Source organism: Flavobacterium crocinum, from assembly GCF_003122385.1.
GTDB classification, from domain to species: domain Bacteria; phylum Bacteroidota; class Bacteroidia; order Flavobacteriales; family Flavobacteriaceae; genus Flavobacterium; species Flavobacterium crocinum.
Genome location: NZ_CP029255.1, coordinates 3,967,036 through 3,983,224, shown reverse-complemented (window position 1 = coordinate 3,983,224; position 16,189 = coordinate 3,967,036). Strand labels below are relative to the sequence as shown.

General features: G+C 32.1%; 15 protein-coding genes. 4 read left to right on the top strand and 11 right to left on the bottom strand.

Going from position 1 to position 16,189, the window contains the following annotated elements:
• Window positions 1-427: 427 nt before the first annotated feature.
• From HYN56_RS17665 to HYN56_RS17620, 10 genes are all read right to left on the bottom strand, one after another.
• Window positions 428-2,722, bottom strand: coding sequence for a T9SS type A sorting domain-containing protein (locus HYN56_RS17665; RefSeq protein WP_109193379.1), 2,295 nt, complete (start codon window positions 2,720-2,722; stop codon window positions 428-430).
• 124 nt (window positions 2,723-2,846) lie between these two features.
• Complete coding sequence (locus HYN56_RS17660) at window positions 2,847-3,275, bottom strand: hypothetical protein (RefSeq protein WP_109193378.1); 429 nt, start codon at window positions 3,273-3,275, stop codon at window positions 2,847-2,849.
• A gap of 139 nt (window positions 3,276-3,414) precedes the next feature.
• Window positions 3,415-4,287 carry a succinate--CoA ligase subunit alpha gene (gene sucD, locus HYN56_RS17655; protein WP_057118027.1) on the bottom strand — a complete coding sequence of 291 codons (873 nt, stop codon included), beginning with the start codon at window positions 4,285-4,287 and terminating at the stop codon, window positions 3,415-3,417.
• Between the two features lie 86 nt (window positions 4,288-4,373).
• Window positions 4,374-4,736 carry a nuclear transport factor 2 family protein gene (locus tag HYN56_RS17650; protein WP_109193377.1) on the bottom strand — a complete coding sequence of 121 codons (363 nt, stop codon included), beginning with the start codon at window positions 4,734-4,736 and terminating at the stop codon, window positions 4,374-4,376.
• Window position 4,737: 1 nt separating this feature from the next.
• Window positions 4,738-5,667 (bottom strand): UDP-3-O-(3-hydroxymyristoyl)glucosamine N-acyltransferase, encoded by a 930-nt coding sequence (locus tag HYN56_RS17645; protein WP_109193376.1) that lies wholly within the window; start codon window positions 5,665-5,667, stop codon window positions 4,738-4,740.
• A gap of 225 nt (window positions 5,668-5,892) precedes the next feature.
• Window positions 5,893-6,459: an elongation factor P gene (gene efp, locus HYN56_RS17640; protein WP_095929274.1), complete on the bottom strand. Its 567-nt coding sequence runs from the start codon at window positions 6,457-6,459 to the stop codon at window positions 5,893-5,895.
• 137 nt (window positions 6,460-6,596) lie between these two features.
• Window positions 6,597-7,382 (bottom strand): acyl-ACP--UDP-N-acetylglucosamine O-acyltransferase, encoded by a 786-nt coding sequence (gene lpxA / locus HYN56_RS17635; protein ID WP_109193375.1) that lies wholly within the window; start codon window positions 7,380-7,382, stop codon window positions 6,597-6,599.
• Between the two features lie 71 nt (window positions 7,383-7,453).
• Window positions 7,454-8,842: a bifunctional UDP-3-O-[3-hydroxymyristoyl] N-acetylglucosamine deacetylase/3-hydroxyacyl-ACP dehydratase gene (locus HYN56_RS17630; protein ID WP_109194860.1), complete on the bottom strand. Its 1,389-nt coding sequence runs from the start codon at window positions 8,840-8,842 to the stop codon at window positions 7,454-7,456.
• Entirely contained in the window at window positions 8,835-9,878 is a 1,044-nt protein-coding gene (gene lpxD / locus HYN56_RS17625) for a UDP-3-O-(3-hydroxymyristoyl)glucosamine N-acyltransferase (RefSeq protein WP_109193374.1), read from the bottom strand. Before lpxD ends, HYN56_RS17630 begins: the two co-directional genes overlap by 8 nt.
• 39 nt (window positions 9,879-9,917) lie before the next feature.
• Window positions 9,918-11,147, bottom strand: coding sequence for an HD domain-containing protein (locus HYN56_RS17620; protein ID WP_109193373.1), 1,230 nt, complete (start codon window positions 11,145-11,147; stop codon window positions 9,918-9,920).
• A 225-nt stretch (window positions 11,148-11,372) separates the two neighbouring features.
• Here HYN56_RS17620 and porX point away from each other — a divergent pair, with 225 nt between their 5' ends.
• The 4 genes from porX to HYN56_RS17600 all read left to right on the top strand — a co-directional run bounded on the left by porX (window position 11,373) and on the right by HYN56_RS17600 (window position 15,253).
• Window positions 11,373-12,926: a T9SS response regulator signal transducer PorX gene (gene porX / locus HYN56_RS17615; RefSeq protein WP_109193372.1), complete on the top strand. Its 1,554-nt coding sequence runs from the start codon at window positions 11,373-11,375 to the stop codon at window positions 12,924-12,926.
• A 115-nt stretch (window positions 12,927-13,041) separates the two neighbouring features.
• Window positions 13,042-13,449, top strand: a complete 408-nt coding sequence (gene tsaE, locus HYN56_RS17610) for a tRNA (adenosine(37)-N6)-threonylcarbamoyltransferase complex ATPase subunit type 1 TsaE (RefSeq protein WP_091497916.1) — start codon at window positions 13,042-13,044, stop codon at window positions 13,447-13,449.
• A 193-nt stretch (window positions 13,450-13,642) separates the two neighbouring features.
• Entirely contained in the window at window positions 13,643-14,842 is a 1,200-nt protein-coding gene (locus HYN56_RS17605; protein WP_167365481.1) for an alanine dehydrogenase, read from the top strand.
• A 36-nt stretch (window positions 14,843-14,878) separates the two neighbouring features.
• On the top strand, window positions 14,879-15,253 hold the full coding sequence (locus HYN56_RS17600; RefSeq protein ID WP_109193371.1) for a DUF4258 domain-containing protein: 375 nt from the start codon (window positions 14,879-14,881) through the stop codon (window positions 15,251-15,253).
• A 181-nt stretch (window positions 15,254-15,434) separates the two neighbouring features.
• On the opposite strand, the gene HYN56_RS17595 is transcribed toward HYN56_RS17600, so the two are convergent.
• Entirely contained in the window at window positions 15,435-16,100 is a 666-nt protein-coding gene (locus HYN56_RS17595; RefSeq protein ID WP_109193370.1) for a uracil-DNA glycosylase, read from the bottom strand.
• Window positions 16,101-16,189: the final 89 nt, after the last annotated feature.

Genomic DNA, 16,189 nt, shown 5'->3' with positions numbered 1-16,189 from the left:
TTCTCAAACCTTATTTTAACAAAAATTAAACAAGATTTTTACACAAACAGAAGCTCTAATTCATACAAAATGAACTAAATTTTAACATTATTTTTTGTTTTTGTGTGATAAATATAGAAAAGCAAATGATAAAAACCCAATTATTACAAAAAAAATAAGGCTTTTTCTAAATTCATCAGTAATTGCGGTCTTTTTTTTACTTAATCTTAAATTTACTATATGTTAAATTTTAATTAACTAAACAGCTCTATGTATTCATCTCTTAAAATACCGATTGCGGCATTTTCATTAATTCCTACAAATTTGATATACTAAATGAAATTTGGAATTTTAGAATCTCACTTAGGAATAAATAAAATAGATTATCACTTCAACAAAAAAAGACTCACTTAAGTAAGGCTTTCAACAAATAGATAAAACTATAAATTTATATTTTCACAAACTTTACAGCTGAAGTTCCTTTTAAACTTTTAACCTGTAAAAAATAAGTACCTGATTGAAATTTTGAGACATCTATTTTTGTGGTGTTACCAGCGATTGGAATTGCTAAAACTAATTGACCTAAAACATTATACACATTGACGGATTCTTTTAACATATCATTTTTTGATTCTATATTTAGAAAATCCCTAACAGGATTCGGATAAATTTTAAAATACTCGTCAAATGTAAAATCCTGAGTTCCTAAAGTAGTCTTAAAAACAGATAAAGTTTTATTAGTGAGGATTGGAAAATTATAATCAAAATAAATGTTTGCTTCATTCGTAAAAGAATCACCAACTTTTAAATTAGGCAATGTTTTAATTTTAAATGCAATATAACCATCATTATTAGCATCATCAAAAGGAAGATTTATATTCTCAAAAATAAATTCTACTTTATTTTTATCTGAAATTTTGGTTATAAAATCATGGCTTGCACCAGTTGGAACTAATGTAGAAATATCTAATCGCGATAAATCAATCAAATCCTTTATGACAACATTTTCCGCAAAGTACGTTCCCGTATTTTCAAAACGAATTAGAAAATGAACATAATCACCAATCAATAAAGGTGTTATAACGGACCCTTCTAAACAGGTTTTATCATTTGGATCAAAAGAACCTACTACTGTTTGACTCACAGTAAAAGAATTATCTTTTGGCGTTGCATCAATTTGTGAAGAATTAATAGAAACATTAATTTTTACTATATCATTGTTTACAACTGGTGGTGTTTCCGTTGGTGAGTTTAAATTTAAATTGACAAAAATTTCTCTTGTTTCTAACGGCCTAAGATCAACAAAATTCCAAGACAACAGGTTTTCTTTTTTACTGTAAACCTGAGGTTTAGCAATCAACAAGTCTAAAATAGCATCATCAAAACTAAAAATCACATCACCCGATTGTATAACATTCCCTTTGTTCTTGTAAATAATTTTATAAGATACATCAAAACCCGGTCGAGCTACCTCCAAAGGTAGTATGATAATTTCCAGATCTGGTTTAGGACTTTTTAACGAAACACAAAAATCTTGTACATTCAGATTATTTGTAGCTGAAAGAGTAAATTTAAGAGAAGCAGGCGAAACTTTGAAATAATCCGGATTTTCCAAAACAGGTGTTATGATGTAAGTGCCTGCCTGAACCGCAATATTATAACTGCCTGTATTATTTGGAAATAAATCTTCTGTAACAGTACCGTTTGAAATACTGTACTTTAAACTAGACATATACGGATCTGAAGCATCACAACCATCATTATACAAATCTAATTTATTATTACCTTGAATTGTATAAAACTCAACTCCTGGAACAAATGTACAATAGGAATTTACATTGCATTTTGTGTAATTATACTGTTTAATTAGAGTCTGCACTCTAGATATACTATTTTCATCAATACATATATATTCTAAATTTGGGCAATAATTAAAGGTTAGACTTCCCCCACCTGTATATCCATTTTTTACAAAAATACTTACTAGTGCATCATTATAATCGCATTTTAAACTCATAAGTCTTTTTAAATGACTTAAATTTAATGTAGTCAAGAAATTTTTCTCACAACTCAAATAACCAAGTTTTGGACATTTGTCAAAATTTAAAGAAGATAATTCATTAGAAGCACATTCAAGTCTGTCTAATTTAGTAATAGTACTTAAATCTAAGACAGTAAGTTCATTTAGCTCTACATTCAAATTGAAAAGTTCACTGCATCCATCCAAATTGATAGAACTTAATTTATTCTTATAACAACTCAATATTTTAAGTCCGGTTAAATTACTAACATCCAAATATTGTAGTTCATTATATGCGCAATCAATATCCTGAAGGGCAAGTAAACCAGAAACATTTAAAGATGTAATCTTGTTATTAGAGCAATTTAAATTCATTAGCACCGTTAAACTTCTTATATCCAAATTTGCAATACTATTCATACTACAATTTAAGGTCACTAGATTTTTAAAATTTGATATACCCTCTAGACTCGTTATGTAATTAAGAATATTCCCGGTAGAAACATCTAATGATATTAAATTTTCAGCTTCTGAAACTTCAATTTCACGGTTCCCATTTAAATCTACTGCAGTATAATTTCCAAATTTATCTTTAGCTTTATTACTAGCGCGGTCTATACTCACTAATCTTTGCTTAAAATTTGGATCAGGAAAATTTATGATTTGAGCATTTAGTGAAGAAAAAAAGCACAAAATCAATAAAATTAGGTAGTTTTTCATCATAGACTTGGGGTGTTTTTAGATTCTAAATATATAAAAACAACAAATCAAAACCTATAGTTTCATAAAAAAAGCCTTACTAATAAATCAGCAAGGCTTTTAATATACTTTGAAATGAAAATGGCTTTTAAAAAGCTACATTCCATCTAGGTAATTTAGTATTCTCATCTAAGAAATTCTGCAAAACCTGTCCCTCAACAGCAGTTGGAATTGCTTTTACATCTCCGGTAAAAGTTTCGTACCAAACTACTTCAAGTTCAGAAATGTTCTCTAATTTCATTTGTGCCGGCCATGAATATTTTCTTCCTGTTTTTGCAAACTGATGTCCGTTTACGATTTTATCATACAAACCGCCATTTTTGCTTTTTAGTGTTCCGTCGTTTTGAACAGTTCCAGTAGACCCTACCATAATCAATTCTTTTGCATCACCTTCAACTGCATAAACAATAAAGATTCCAGAACTTCCTTCCGGAGCATTGCAAACTTGTTCTAAACTATCTTCAACTGTAAAAGTAAAACTGTTGCTTACTTTAAATTTTTCTAATTCTTTACTCATATTTTCTTTTCTTGCTTCTAAGATACTGAGGAACTAAGATGCTAAGTTTTTTCTATTTACTGCTCAGTTTTTAAAATGTAAAAAAGTCTCAACAAGATATTGAGACTTTTTTGGAATTTATTATTTTGAAATTTGGAGATTATCCAAGTACTTCTTTTACTTTTTTACCAATTTCAGCTGGTGAATCAACAACGTGAATTCCGTTGTCTCTCATGATTTGTTTTTTAGCAGCAGCTGTATCATCAGAACCTCCAACAATAGCACCTGCGTGACCCATTGTTCTACCAGCAGGAGCAGTTTCTCCAGCGATAAATCCAATAACTGGTTTACGGTTACCATCAGCTTTTACCCATCTTGCAGCATCAGCTTCAAGTTGACCACCGATTTCACCAATCATAATGATAGCTTCAGTTTCAGGATCGTTCATTAATAACTCAACAGCTTCTTTAGTTGTAGTTCCAATGATTGGATCTCCACCAATACCAATAGCTGTAGTGATTCCTAAACCTTGTTTTACAACCTGGTCAGCAGCTTCGTAAGTTAAAGTTCCTGATTTAGAAACGATACCAACTGTTCCTTTTTTGAAAACGAAACCTGGCATAATACCAACTTTAGCTTCACCCGGAGTAATTACACCTGGACAGTTTGGACCAATTAATCTTGAATTTCTTTCTTTAACATAATTATTTGCTTTAATCATATCTGCTACAGGAATTCCTTCTGTAATAGCAATAATTACTTTAATTCCAGCATCAGCAGCTTCCATAATTGCATCAGCAGCAAAAGCTGGCGGAACGAAAATGATAGAAGTATCTGCTCCAGCCTGATCAACAGCATCTTTTACTGTATTAAAAACCGGACGGTCTAAGTGGCTTGTTCCACCTTTTCCTGGAGTAACACCTCCAACAACATTAGTACCGTACTCAATCATTTGAGAAGCGTGGAAAGTTCCTTCGCTTCCTGTAAATCCCTGAACAATTATTTTGGAATCTTTATTAACTAAAACACTCATGATATATATTTTATGTAGTTTTTAAATTTGTGTTGCAAAAATAAGGTTTTGTAATGTATTTTGCCTCTTTTATTGTCAAAAAAATATTAAGAAAATTGACTCATTTGATAACCTCTGTAAAGTTTATCATCTTTAATCTGCCAAATTGTTGAAAAATGCGCTAAAAGCATCTCCTCTCTCGGATTTTCTATTGTTTTTACAAAATGAGAGTAACGTACTGATACTAAATCATCTTCACTAATAATATGGCTAATTCTAACCTTTGATCGTACATAAGCACGGCTCAAATCATTTGCCATCTCTATTATAGAATCATAATCCATTTGAATGAAACCTTTACTGCTGTTCCATTCCAGTGTAACGTCAGGATGCAGATATGTTTTTAAAATTTCACTATCAATTAAGGCATCTGACTTATAAAATTTCTGAACAAACTCTTTGATAGACATATTACTTCAATTTACTTAAAATTTCAGGAATCTTCTTAATATTGGCTAATTGTTTCAATTTTTCTCTGGATTCTTCAATTGGAGTACCAAAATAGGATTTTCCTCCTTCAACTGACTTCGTAACGCCGGTTTGTCCCATTACGACAGCTTTTGTTCCAATAGTAATACCGCTTGTCGTTCCTACTTGCCCCCACATCGTAACTTCGTCTTCAATAATTACACAGCCGGCAATACCAGTCTGCGAAGCTATCAAACATTTTTTACCAATAACAGTATCATGACCAACATGCACCTGGTTATCTAGTTTTGTTCCTGCACCAATAGTGGTATCTCCAGTAACTCCTTTGTCAATTGTACAAAGTGCGCCAATACCAACATTATCTTCAATAACTACTCGTCCACCCGAAACTAATTGATCAAAACCTTCTGGTCGCTTTTTATAATAAAAAGCATCAGCTCCCAAAATAGTTCCTGCGTGAATAATTACGTTATCACCAATGACTGTATAATCATAAATGGAAACGTTAGAATGAATTAAACAATTCTTTCCAATTTTTACGTGGTTACCAACAAAAGTATTAGGTTGTATGATAGTTCCCTCTCCTATTTCTGCTGTAGGTGCAATCGCCACATTTGCAAATTGAAAAGGTTTAAAGTGTCTCGTTAAAATATTGAAATCTCTAAACGGATCATCAGAAATTAGAAGTGCTTTACCTTCCGGGCATTCTACTTCTTTGTTAATCAAAACAATTGTAGCAGCAGATTGTAAAGCTTTATCGTAGTATTTTGGATGGTCAACAAAAACAATATCACCTGGTTCAACCACATGTATCTCGTTCATGCCTAAAACCTGGAAGTCTTTGTCACCAATAAATTTGCAGTTAAGCAAATTTGCAATTTCTTGTAAAGAATGAATCTTTTGAAATTTCATATAGTATAATTAGAAAATTTGTCAATTAGAAAATGAGTCAATTAGAAAATCAATAAACAAAATTGTGTTAGTTCGGAAATTATCTGATTGTCTCATTGTCAAATTATCTTAATTAAAAAAACTGTCAATTAGAAAATGAGTCAATTAGAATATGAATATACAAAATTATGTCGATTCACAAATTATCTAACTGACTCATTGTCAAATTATCTTAATTAAAAAAAATTATTCTTTTACACGCTCCATGTAAGAACCTGAAGCTGTATCGATTTTGATTTTATCTCCTTCATTGATAAACAAAGGAACGTTGATGTTTGCACCAGTTTCTACAGTAGCGTTTTTCGTTGCATTTGTAGCAGTATTTCCTTTTACACCTGGTTCAGCATAAGTAACTTCAAGAATTACAGATGCAGGCATATCTACTGATAATGGTAAATCTGTTTCTGTATTGATTTGCACCATTACGTTTGTTCCTTCTTTTAACAAATCCGGAGCATCCAAAATATTTTTGTTTAAAGAAATTTGTTCAAACGTTTCAGCATTCATAAAGTGAAATTCATCACCTTCTGGATACAGATACTGGAACGTATGTGTCTCAACACGGATAACATCAATTTTGTGACCTGCAGAGAAAGTATTATCTAATACTTTACCTGAAGTTAAACTTTTTAGTTTTGTTCTTACGAAAGCTGGTCCTTTCCCAGGTTTTACGTGAAGAAATTCAATGATTTTATAGATATCGTGATTAAATTTAATACACAATCCGTTTCTAATATCTGATGTAGATGCCATTTGTTTTTTTTTATTTTAGATTTTAGAATATTGATTTTAGATTCTTATCTAAAGAACCAATCTTCATTTTTTAATATTTATTCAAATTTAGTTCAAAGTTCAGAAATCTAAAATCAGAAATCTAAACTCTAAAACAATTAATAGTTCCCAGAATAACCTTTCATAATTCCTCGAGAAGAATTTCTGATAAAATCAAGAATTTCATCTCTTTCAGGAGTCGCTTCCATTTCTGCTTCAATAATACTTAAAGCTTGAGTTGTATTATAATTCTTTTGGTATAAAATTCTATAGATTTCTTGAATCTCTCTAATTTTTTCAGTACTGAAACCTCTTCTTCTTAAACCAACAGAGTTGATTCCAACATAAGACAATGGCTCTTTTGCTGCCTTTGTGTATGGAGGAACATCTTTTCTAACCAAAGATCCACCAGAAATCATGGCGTGATCTCCAATATGAATGAATTGGTGAATAGCTGCTAAACCACCAATAACTGCATGATTACCAACAACTACGTGACCAGCCAAAGCGACTCCATTAACGATAATTGCATTATTTCCAATTTCGCAATCGTGTGCAATGTGGGCATAAGCCATTACTAAACAATTATTTCCAATAACTGTTTGTCCTGAAGCAATTGTTCCTCTGTTTATAGTAACGCACTCTCTAATAGTACAATTATCTCCAATAATAGCAAGAGAATCTTCTCCTCCAAATTTTAAATCTTGTGGCACAGCTGAAATTACTGCTCCCGGAAAAATATTACAATTTTTTCCAATTCGAGCGCCTTCCATGATGGTCACATTCGAACCAATCCACGTACCGTCACCAATAACAACATTATTGTGAATTGTTGTAAATGGTTCGATTACAACGTTTTTAGCGATTTTCGCGCCAGGATGAACATATGCTAATGGTTGATTCATCTATGTTTTATATTTTAAATTAAAATAGTCTAATTGAGGCAACAAACCTAAACAATAAATTTGATAATTTATTATTGTTTTCTTGCAATTTGTGCCATTAATTCTGCCTCAGTTACTAATTTACCATTTGCATAAGCGTTTGCCTGCATATGACAAATTCCTCTTCTGATTGGAGAAATCAATTCACATTTGAAAATTAACGTATCTCCCGGCAGTACTTTATGTTTAAATTTAACGTTGTCAATTTTCATAAAGTATGTTAAATAGTTTTCCGGATCCGGAACTGTACTTAAAACTAAGATTCCTCCTGTTTGTGCCATTGCTTCTACAATTAAAACACCTGGCATAACCGGAGCTTCCGGAAAGTGTCCTACGAAGAAATTCTCGTTCATAGTCACATTTTTCAATCCAACTACGTGACGATCCGACATTTCTATAATTCTGTCAATTAACAAAAATGGAGGTCTATGAGGCAGCATTGACATAATTTTATGAATATCCATCAATGGTTCCTGATGTAAATCATAAGTTGGAACATGATTTCTTTGCTCTATTTTGATAATTTTAGCCAGTTTTTTAGCAAATTGCGTATTAACAAAATGACCTGGTTTATTAGCAATAATTTTTCCCTGAATACGAACACCAATCAAAGATAAATCCCCAATTACATCAAGTAATTTATGTCTTGCAGCTTCGTTTGGATAGTGTAAAGTAAGGTTATCTAAAACACCATTTGGTTTAACCGAAATTTCGTCTTTACCAAATGCTTTTTTAAGATTTTCCATTGTAGATTCAGAGATTTCTTTATCTACATAAACGATTGCATTATTTAAATCTCCACCTTTTATTAGACCATGTTCTAATAAAGATTCTAACTCATGTAAGAAACTAAAAGTTCTTGAACTTGCAATTTCTTGTTTAAAATCTGATAAACTTTTTAAAGTTGCATTTTGAGTTCCTAAAACTTTAGTACCAAAATCAACCATTGCAGTTACTTGATATTCGTCACTTGGCATAACCAGGATTTCACTTCCTGTAGCTTCGTCTGTAAAAGAAATTACTTCTTTTACCACATAAACATTACGCTGAGCATCTTGTTCTTCAATACCAGCTTTTTCAATAGCTTCAACAAAATATTTTGATGAACCGTCCATAATTGGAAGTTCAGAGGCATTCAATTCAATAATAATATTATCCAAATCGCAGCCAACTACTGCAGCTAAAACGTGTTCAGGTGTTTGAATTTTTACTCCTAATTTCTCAAGATTTGTTCCTCTTTGAGTATTAACAACATAATTAGCATCAGCCTCAATGACTGGTTGACCTTGCAAATCTACTCTTACAAAAGTGAAACCATTATTAACGGGAGCAGGTTTAAAAGTCATTGTAACTTCTTTTCCAGTATGCAATCCAACTCCTGTTAGTGAAATTTCATTTTTGATGGTCTTCTGTTTAACCATTATTTCCATTTTTTGGGTTTATTATTTGTTTTTTTAATTCTTGAACTTCGGCCACTATCTTAGGAAGATTTTTAAAGTGAACATACGATTTATTAAAATCATTATATCCTAACGATGGGGTTCCTTGCAAAACTTCATCATCTTTAATGTTTCTGGCAACTCCAGACTGCGCCTGAAGCCTAACATTATTCCCTATAGTTAAATGACCTGCGATACCTACCTGACCACCAATTATACAGTTTTCACCGATTTTTGTTGAACCTGCTACACCACTTTGAGCAGCAATCACAGTATTTTTTCCAATTTCAACATTGTGTGCAATCTGAATCTGATTATCTAATTTAACTCCTTTTCGGATTACTGTAGATCCAAGAGTTGCTCTGTCGATCGTTGTATTTGCACCAATATCTACGTTATCTTCTATTATAACATTACCAATCTGAGGTACTTTACTATATTCTCCATTTTCATTTGGTGCGAAACCAAAACCATCAGCACCAATAATAACTCCTGAGTGAACAGTACAATTGTTGCCAATTACAGTTTCAGAATAAATTTTAGCTCCGGCAAAAATGAAAACATTATTACCAATAACCACATTATCTCCAATAAAACTGTTTGGATAAATCTTAACATTATCACCCAAGACTACATTTTGTCCTATATAACTAAAACTTCCCAGGTATAAATTTTCACCATATTTAGTTCCTTCAGACATAAAAGACTGAGGTTCGATACCTGTTTTATTTAGTTTTACCTGATTATAAAAATGTAAAAGTTTAGAAAACGCCGCATAAGCATCTTCTACTTTTATTAAAGTAGTAATAATTTCCTGTTCGGGAACAAAGCTGTCATTAACAATTGTTACTGTCGCTTTTGTTGTATATATATACTTGATATACTTTGGATTAGCCAAAAAAGTTAGCGACCCCTCATCGCCTTCTTCTATTTTAGAAAGTTTAGAAACTTCTGCATTGGGATTCCCAACAACTTCTCCTTCTAAAATTCCTGCTATTTGTTCTGCTGTAAATTTCATCGCGACAAAAATATAAAAAATAGGTTTTAAATGTTAATTTTAGATAAGTTGTTTTGGGAAACAGATATAATATTTTGTTACCAATTTTGATAACGATTTCAAATTCAGCTGATCAGAAGCTTCCACAACATCCTCAATTGTTTTATCTTTTTTCAGAATTCGGATAGGTTCCGCTTCTTTACTGTATGCCTGATTTTTAATTTTTCCTCTAAAAATAAAATAACCCGCATCTACTGCCGAAATATGATGTGCTTCGGCAAATTCTTCTTTCAAAGATTGTGATTCTTCTACCGGAATCTTTTCTGCACTTAGTTTAATTTTCAACAAATCTCTGTTAATGATCATTTTACTTAAAGTAGAAAGTATAAAATCAGTATGTTTTTGCCAGGCTTTTAAGGCACTTATAATATCAAAATCGTCCAATTGAGAAAACAAATCCAGATTTTCGGCATCAAAGTCTTCAAGTGTAACCTTATTATGCATAAAATACGAAAGAGGTTCACTACAAGGCAATTTAACCCCTTTTAATGTTAATTCTTTCGCTCTTTTTAGGACTTTCATCAAAATTAATTCGGCAACCAAACTCGTTTTATGCAAATAAGCCTGCCAGTACATTAATCTTCTTGAAAGCAGAAATTTTTCTACAGAATAAATTCCTTTTTCTTCAATAACCAAAACATCGTTTTCCACATTCATCATCTGAATCAAACGTTCAGAATTCACATTTCCTTCTGCAACTCCTGTATAAAAACTATCACGTTTTAAGTAATCCATTCGATCCATATCCAATTGACTGGAAATCAACTGCAACATGAATTTTCTATGATATTCTCCTTTAAATACCTGAATTGCTAAACTTAATCTCCCATCAAATTCGTCATTCAGCTGATTCATAAATAATAATGAAATAGCCTCGTGATGCACATCTTCCACAATACTTCTTTCCATTGCATGAGAAAATGGTCCGTGCCCAATATCGTGAAGCAAAATCGCAATTAACAGCGCATTTTCTTCTTCTTCAGATATTACCACATCTTTAAAACGAAGCGTATCAATTGCTTTTTTCATCAAATGCATACATCCTAAAGCGTGATGAAAACGAGTATGATTCGCTCCCGGATACACCAAATACGACAATCCCATTTGAGAGATTCTACGTAAACGCTGAAAATACGGATGCTGGATTAAATCGTAAACCAGCTCATTCGGAATCGTTATAAAGCCATATATAGGATCGTTGAATATTTTAAGTTTGTTGATATGAGTCACTAGTGCGATATTTTTTAGGTCAACAAATATAAGTAAATAAGTATAAAGAGATTGGAGTTTTTTATTTAAAAATGAAAGTCCAAATTCTAATGATTATCAATAAAATAGATTAAAAAATGTTAATTTTTAAAATAAATTCATAGCTCAGCTTTGGTAATTTTATACTATTTTTAATAGTTTTTAAGTTCTATTACTTTTAAATTGCAGTATAAATTAATTTACTTTATGGATAAGATCAAAATACTTTGGGTCGATGATGAAATCGATCTTTTAAAGCCCCACATATTATTTCTGGAAAAGAAAAACTACGAAGTTACTACTTGTAATAATGGACTCGATGCCATTGCTTTATTTGAAGAAGATAATTTCGATATTGTTTTTCTGGATGAAAACATGCCTGGAATGAGTGGCTTGGAAACGCTTTCTGAAATGAAAGAAAAAAAATCTGCCATTCCAATGATTATGATTACTAAAAGCGAAGAAGAATATATTATGGAAGAAGCCATTGGTTCAAAAATCGCCGACTACTTAATCAAACCGGTTAATCCGAATCAGATTTTATTAAGCTTAAAAAAGAATCTGGATGATTCGAGATTAATTACAGAAAAAACTACTTTGGATTACCAGAAAGAATTTAGAAAAATCGCAATGGAATTAGCAATGGTCAATTCTTATGAAGATTGGGTTGAATTGTATAAAAAGTTATTGTTCTGGGAATTAAAATTGGAAGACATCAACGATACAGCGATGATCGAAATTCTGGAATCTCAAAAAGTAGAAGCTAACTCGCAATTTGGAAAATTTATTGAACGAAATTACGAAGACTGGTTTGCGCCAAAGGCTGACAAACCTATTATGTCTAACAACTTATTTAAGGAACTGGTTGTCCCTGAACTTAAAAAGAAGGAAAAACCAATTCTTTTTGTTGTAATTGACAACCTTAGATACGATCAATGGAAAGCCTTTGAATCTGTTGTAGCCAATTATTACAAATTAGAAAAAGAAGTACCTTATTATTCTATTCTTCCAACCGCTACACAATATGCGAGAAACTCCATTTTCTCAGGTTTAATGCCTGTTGAAATGGAAAAGCAGTTTCCTCAATATTGGAAAAATGATGTGGAAGATGGAGGAAAAAATCTTTATGAAGCAGAATTTCTTTCAGCACAATTAAAGCGTTTAGGCTTAAACATTAAGGAGGATTATTTTAAAATTACGAATTATTCAGGAGGTAAAAAGTTAGCCGAAAACTTTAAAGCTTTAAAAGGAAACGACTTAGTAACGGTAGTTTACAATTTCGTCGACATGCTTTCACATGCTAAAACCGAAATGGAAGTTGTAAAAGAATTAGCTTCAGACGACAAGGCGTATCGCTCATTAACCTTAAGCTGGTTTAAAAATTCTCCTTTATTAGAAATTATTCAACAAGCACAGCTTTTAGGCTTTAAATTGATCCTAACCACAGACCACGGAACAATTAATGTAAAAAATCCGTCGAAAGTTGTGGGAGATAAAAATACAAGTCTAAATTTGCGTTACAAAACGGGTCGTAGTTTGACGTACGAGCAAAAAGATGTTTATGTAGTTAAAGAACCAAAAACAATTGGACTTCCTGCAATAAACATGAGTAGTTCGTTTATTTTTGCTAAAAATGATTTTTTCCTGGCTTATGTAAACAACTACAATCATTATGTAAGTTATTACAAAAACACGTACCAACACGGAGGAATTTCATTAGAAGAAATGATTATTCCGTTTTTAGTATTTAATCCGAAATAAAAAGTATATCGCCACGAATTACACAAATTATCACTAATTTATTTTGATAATTTGTCAAGAAAACAAGTTTTAATTCGTGAAAATTAGTGAAATTCGTGGCAAAAATAAAACAACAATGAACATCGTTTTTTCATTAGACCAAATTCAGGAAGTTGCACAGCAAATTATAGATTCAAATCCTAAAAAAATTATCCTCTTTAATGGAGAAATGGGAGTTGGAAAAACTACATTAATCAAGCAATTATGTAAAACTTTAGGGGTTCAGGACGCAACCAGCAGTCCAACATTTTCTTTAGTTAACGAGTATTCTGCCAGCAACAATCAAATTGTGTATCATTTTGATTTTTACCGATTAAATAAAGAAACCGAAGCTCTGGATATGGGAGTTGACGATTACTTATACTCTGGGAACTGGTGTTTTATCGAATGGTCAGAAAAAATTGCGAGTTTAATTCCAGAAGAACATTCTACAATAAATATCAAATTACTTTCTGACGGAAAAAGAGAATTGAATCTAAGTTAAAATCTTTGTGAATCTCTGTGTCAACTCTGAGAATCTTTGTGGAATAAAGCGACAGAGCGATATATAAAAAAAAATTTATCGCCTGAGAAGTATAAAAAATTTCTTAACATTCCCATTTACAGTATTAGCAGAATTTTTGCATTAATTTTAAAACTTTTTACGTAATTTGTACCTTTAATTTTTTGCGCAATCCATGTCAATTACCTTAACTCCGTTTACAAAACAACAATTAATACCGCAAGAAGAAAAACTTGAGGTTGGTCGTTTTAAAAGAGAATTATTTATAGGAATTCCTAAGGAAACCAGTTATCAGGAACGTCGTATCTGTCTTACTCCTGACGCGGTAAATTCTCTAACTTATGCAGGACACCGTGTAATGATCGAGTCCGGAGCAGGAGAAAGTTCAAGCTATACTGACAAGGAATATGCAGATGCAGGTGCCGAAATCACAAAAGATACTAAAAGAGTTTTTGGCTGTCCTATTTTATTAAAAGTAGAACCGCCTACATTAGCTGAAATTGAAATGATTAATCCCGAAACGACTATCATTTCGGCTATTCAGCTTAAAACCAAAAAGAAAGAATACTTTGAAGCATTAGCAAAAAAGAAAATCACAGCTTTAGCTTTTGAATATATAAAAGACGAAGATGGCTCTTACCCTGCCGTTAAATCTTTAAGCGAAATTGCAGGAACTGCTTCTGTTCTAATCGCAGCCGAATTAATGATTACAAATGAATTCGGAAAAGGACTTTTATTTGGAAATATAACCGGCGTCCCTCCTACTGAAGTTGTAATTCTTGGAGCCGGAACTGTTGGCGAATTCGCAGCAAAAACCGCAATAGGATTAGGTGCAAACGTAAAAGTTTTTGACAATTCAATTACCAAACTTCGTCGTCTTCAAAATAATTTAAGTCAACGAATTTTCACTTCTACCATACAACAAAAAGGTCTTTTAAAAGCTTTAAGACGTTGTGATGTCGCAATTGGTGCCATGCGCGGAAAAGAAAGATGCCCAATCGTAGTAAGCGAAACTATGGTGGAACACATGAAAAAAGGCGCTGTAATTGTTGATGTGAGTATCGATACAGGAGGTTGTTTTGAAACTTCTGAAGTTACGACTCACGAAAAACCAACCTTTATAAAAAATAATGTTTTACATTATTGTGTACCCAATATCCCATCACGTTATTCCAAAACTGCTTCATTATCAATAAGTAACATTTTAACACCTTACCTTCATCAGATAGCTGAAGATGGTGGTTTAGAAAGCGCTATAAGATGCAACAAAGGACTTAAAAATGGAATATATCTGTATCACGGAATCCTAACAAACAAAGCCATTGGCGACTGGTTCGATTTACCTGATAACGATATTAATTTACTTGTTTTTTAAAGGAACTTTAATGTACCTTTGCAAAAAAATTATTTCATGAAGTTCGTACACCGTTTTGCATATTACTTAATCGGCCTAATTATGGGTTGTTTTATTGTTTCAGGATTTTTTATTGGTAAAGACACCCGTTGCAATTATTTCCCAAATGCCCGAGTTTTAAATAATCTTCGAACAAAACCTTTTCAATATTCAGAAAAAGCTGTTCAAACCCTAAGCGAAAAATGGGTTGATACTGCTGATGTAAAAAATACCTTAACTTACGGAGATGTGGATTTTGACCAAAGCAATGTTCCTTTCAAAAAAGGAAAACTGTATATTATTGAAGGAAAAACAGTAAAAAATCAGCCAATTATTTTAAAAGTAGTGAATTACGAAAACAAAGCTGTTTTAGAAGAAATTGTAAAAAAATAATTTTTCTGTCATTTCGACTGAAAGGAGAAATCGCACTAGAATTTCCGCAAAGTAAAATTCAATCTTTGTAGAGCTTCTAGTGCGATTTCTCCTTTCAGTCGAAATGACAAAATTGAGAAAAAAAGCAAAGTTTTTCCCTTTGCCCCTTTATCACTCTGAAACTTTGTAACTTAAAAAAAATTTACCACTCAATTTCTTTCAATCCTTTCGATTTTAAGAATTCATTTGTCTGGCTAAAGTGTTTGTTTCCAAACCAAAAACCTCTATTAGCGCTCAACGGCGAAGGATGTCCCGATTTTAAAATATAATGTTTTGATGCATCAATCAAAGAAGCTTTTTTCTGAGCGAAACCACCCCAAAGTAAAAACACAACATTTTCAGATTCAGCTGAAATTTGTTTAATTACTGCATCTGTAAATTTTTCCCAGCCTTTTCCTTGATGGCTTCCGGCTTCAGACTGTCTTACGGTTAAAGTAGCATTTAAAAGAAAAACACCCTGATCTGCCCAACGCTCCAAATTTCCGGTTTTTGGTAACGGCTTACCCAAATCGGTTTCGATTTCTCTAAAAATATTATATAATGAAGGAGGAAACGGAATTCCGTCATTTACAGAAAAACACAATCCGTTGGCCTGGTTTGGTCCGTGGTAAGGATCCTGTCCAATAATTACCACTTTTACCTGATCAAAATGACAATGATCAAAAGCCGAAAAAATCTGATTCCCTTTTGGATAACAAACTTTTGTTGCATATTCTGATTTTACAAAATCAATTAAAGCATTGAAATAGGGTTTTTCAAATTCTTCATTCAAAACTGGTTTCCAAGAAGAATGCATTTTTACGTCCATAACTTTTTTTTTGCGAATTTCAGAAATTAATACTAAAAATCATATTTATGCGAACATAAATTTCGATTTCAATCATAATGTTTTTGTAC

Bases quoted from the DNA above. Each gene is read 5' to 3' on its own strand.
- HYN56_RS17665 (WP_109193379.1), bottom strand. From the start codon at position 2,722: ATGATGAAAAACTACCTAATTTTATTGATTTTGTGCTTTTTTTCTTCA.
- HYN56_RS17660 (WP_109193378.1), bottom strand. From the start codon at position 3,275: ATGAGTAAAGAATTAGAAAAATTTAAAGTAAGCAACAGTTTTACTTTT.
- sucD (WP_057118027.1), bottom strand. From the start codon at position 4,287: ATGAGTGTTTTAGTTAATAAAGATTCCAAAATAATTGTTCAGGGATTT.
- HYN56_RS17650 (WP_109193377.1), bottom strand. From the start codon at position 4,736: ATGTCTATCAAAGAGTTTGTTCAGAAATTTTATAAGTCAGATGCCTTA.
- HYN56_RS17645 (WP_109193376.1), bottom strand. From the start codon at position 5,667: ATGAAATTTCAAAAGATTCATTCTTTACAAGAAATTGCAAATTTGCTT.
- efp (WP_095929274.1), bottom strand. From the start codon at position 6,459: ATGGCATCTACATCAGATATTAGAAACGGATTGTGTATTAAATTTAAT.
- lpxA (WP_109193375.1), bottom strand. From the start codon at position 7,382: ATGAATCAACCATTAGCATATGTTCATCCTGGCGCGAAAATCGCTAAA.
- HYN56_RS17630 (WP_109194860.1), bottom strand. From the start codon at position 8,842: ATGGTTAAACAGAAGACCATCAAAAATGAAATTTCACTAACAGGAGTT.
- lpxD (WP_109193374.1), bottom strand. From the start codon at position 9,878: ATGAAATTTACAGCAGAACAAATAGCAGGAATTTTAGAAGGAGAAGTT.
- porX (WP_109193372.1), top strand. From the start codon at position 11,373: ATGGATAAGATCAAAATACTTTGGGTCGATGATGAAATCGATCTTTTA.
- tsaE (WP_091497916.1), top strand. From the start codon at position 13,042: ATGAACATCGTTTTTTCATTAGACCAAATTCAGGAAGTTGCACAGCAA.
- HYN56_RS17605 (WP_167365481.1), top strand. From the start codon at position 13,643: ATGTCAATTACCTTAACTCCGTTTACAAAACAACAATTAATACCGCAA.
- HYN56_RS17600 (WP_109193371.1), top strand. From the start codon at position 14,879: ATGAAGTTCGTACACCGTTTTGCATATTACTTAATCGGCCTAATTATG.
- HYN56_RS17595 (WP_109193370.1), bottom strand. From the start codon at position 16,100: ATGGACGTAAAAATGCATTCTTCTTGGAAACCAGTTTTGAATGAAGAA.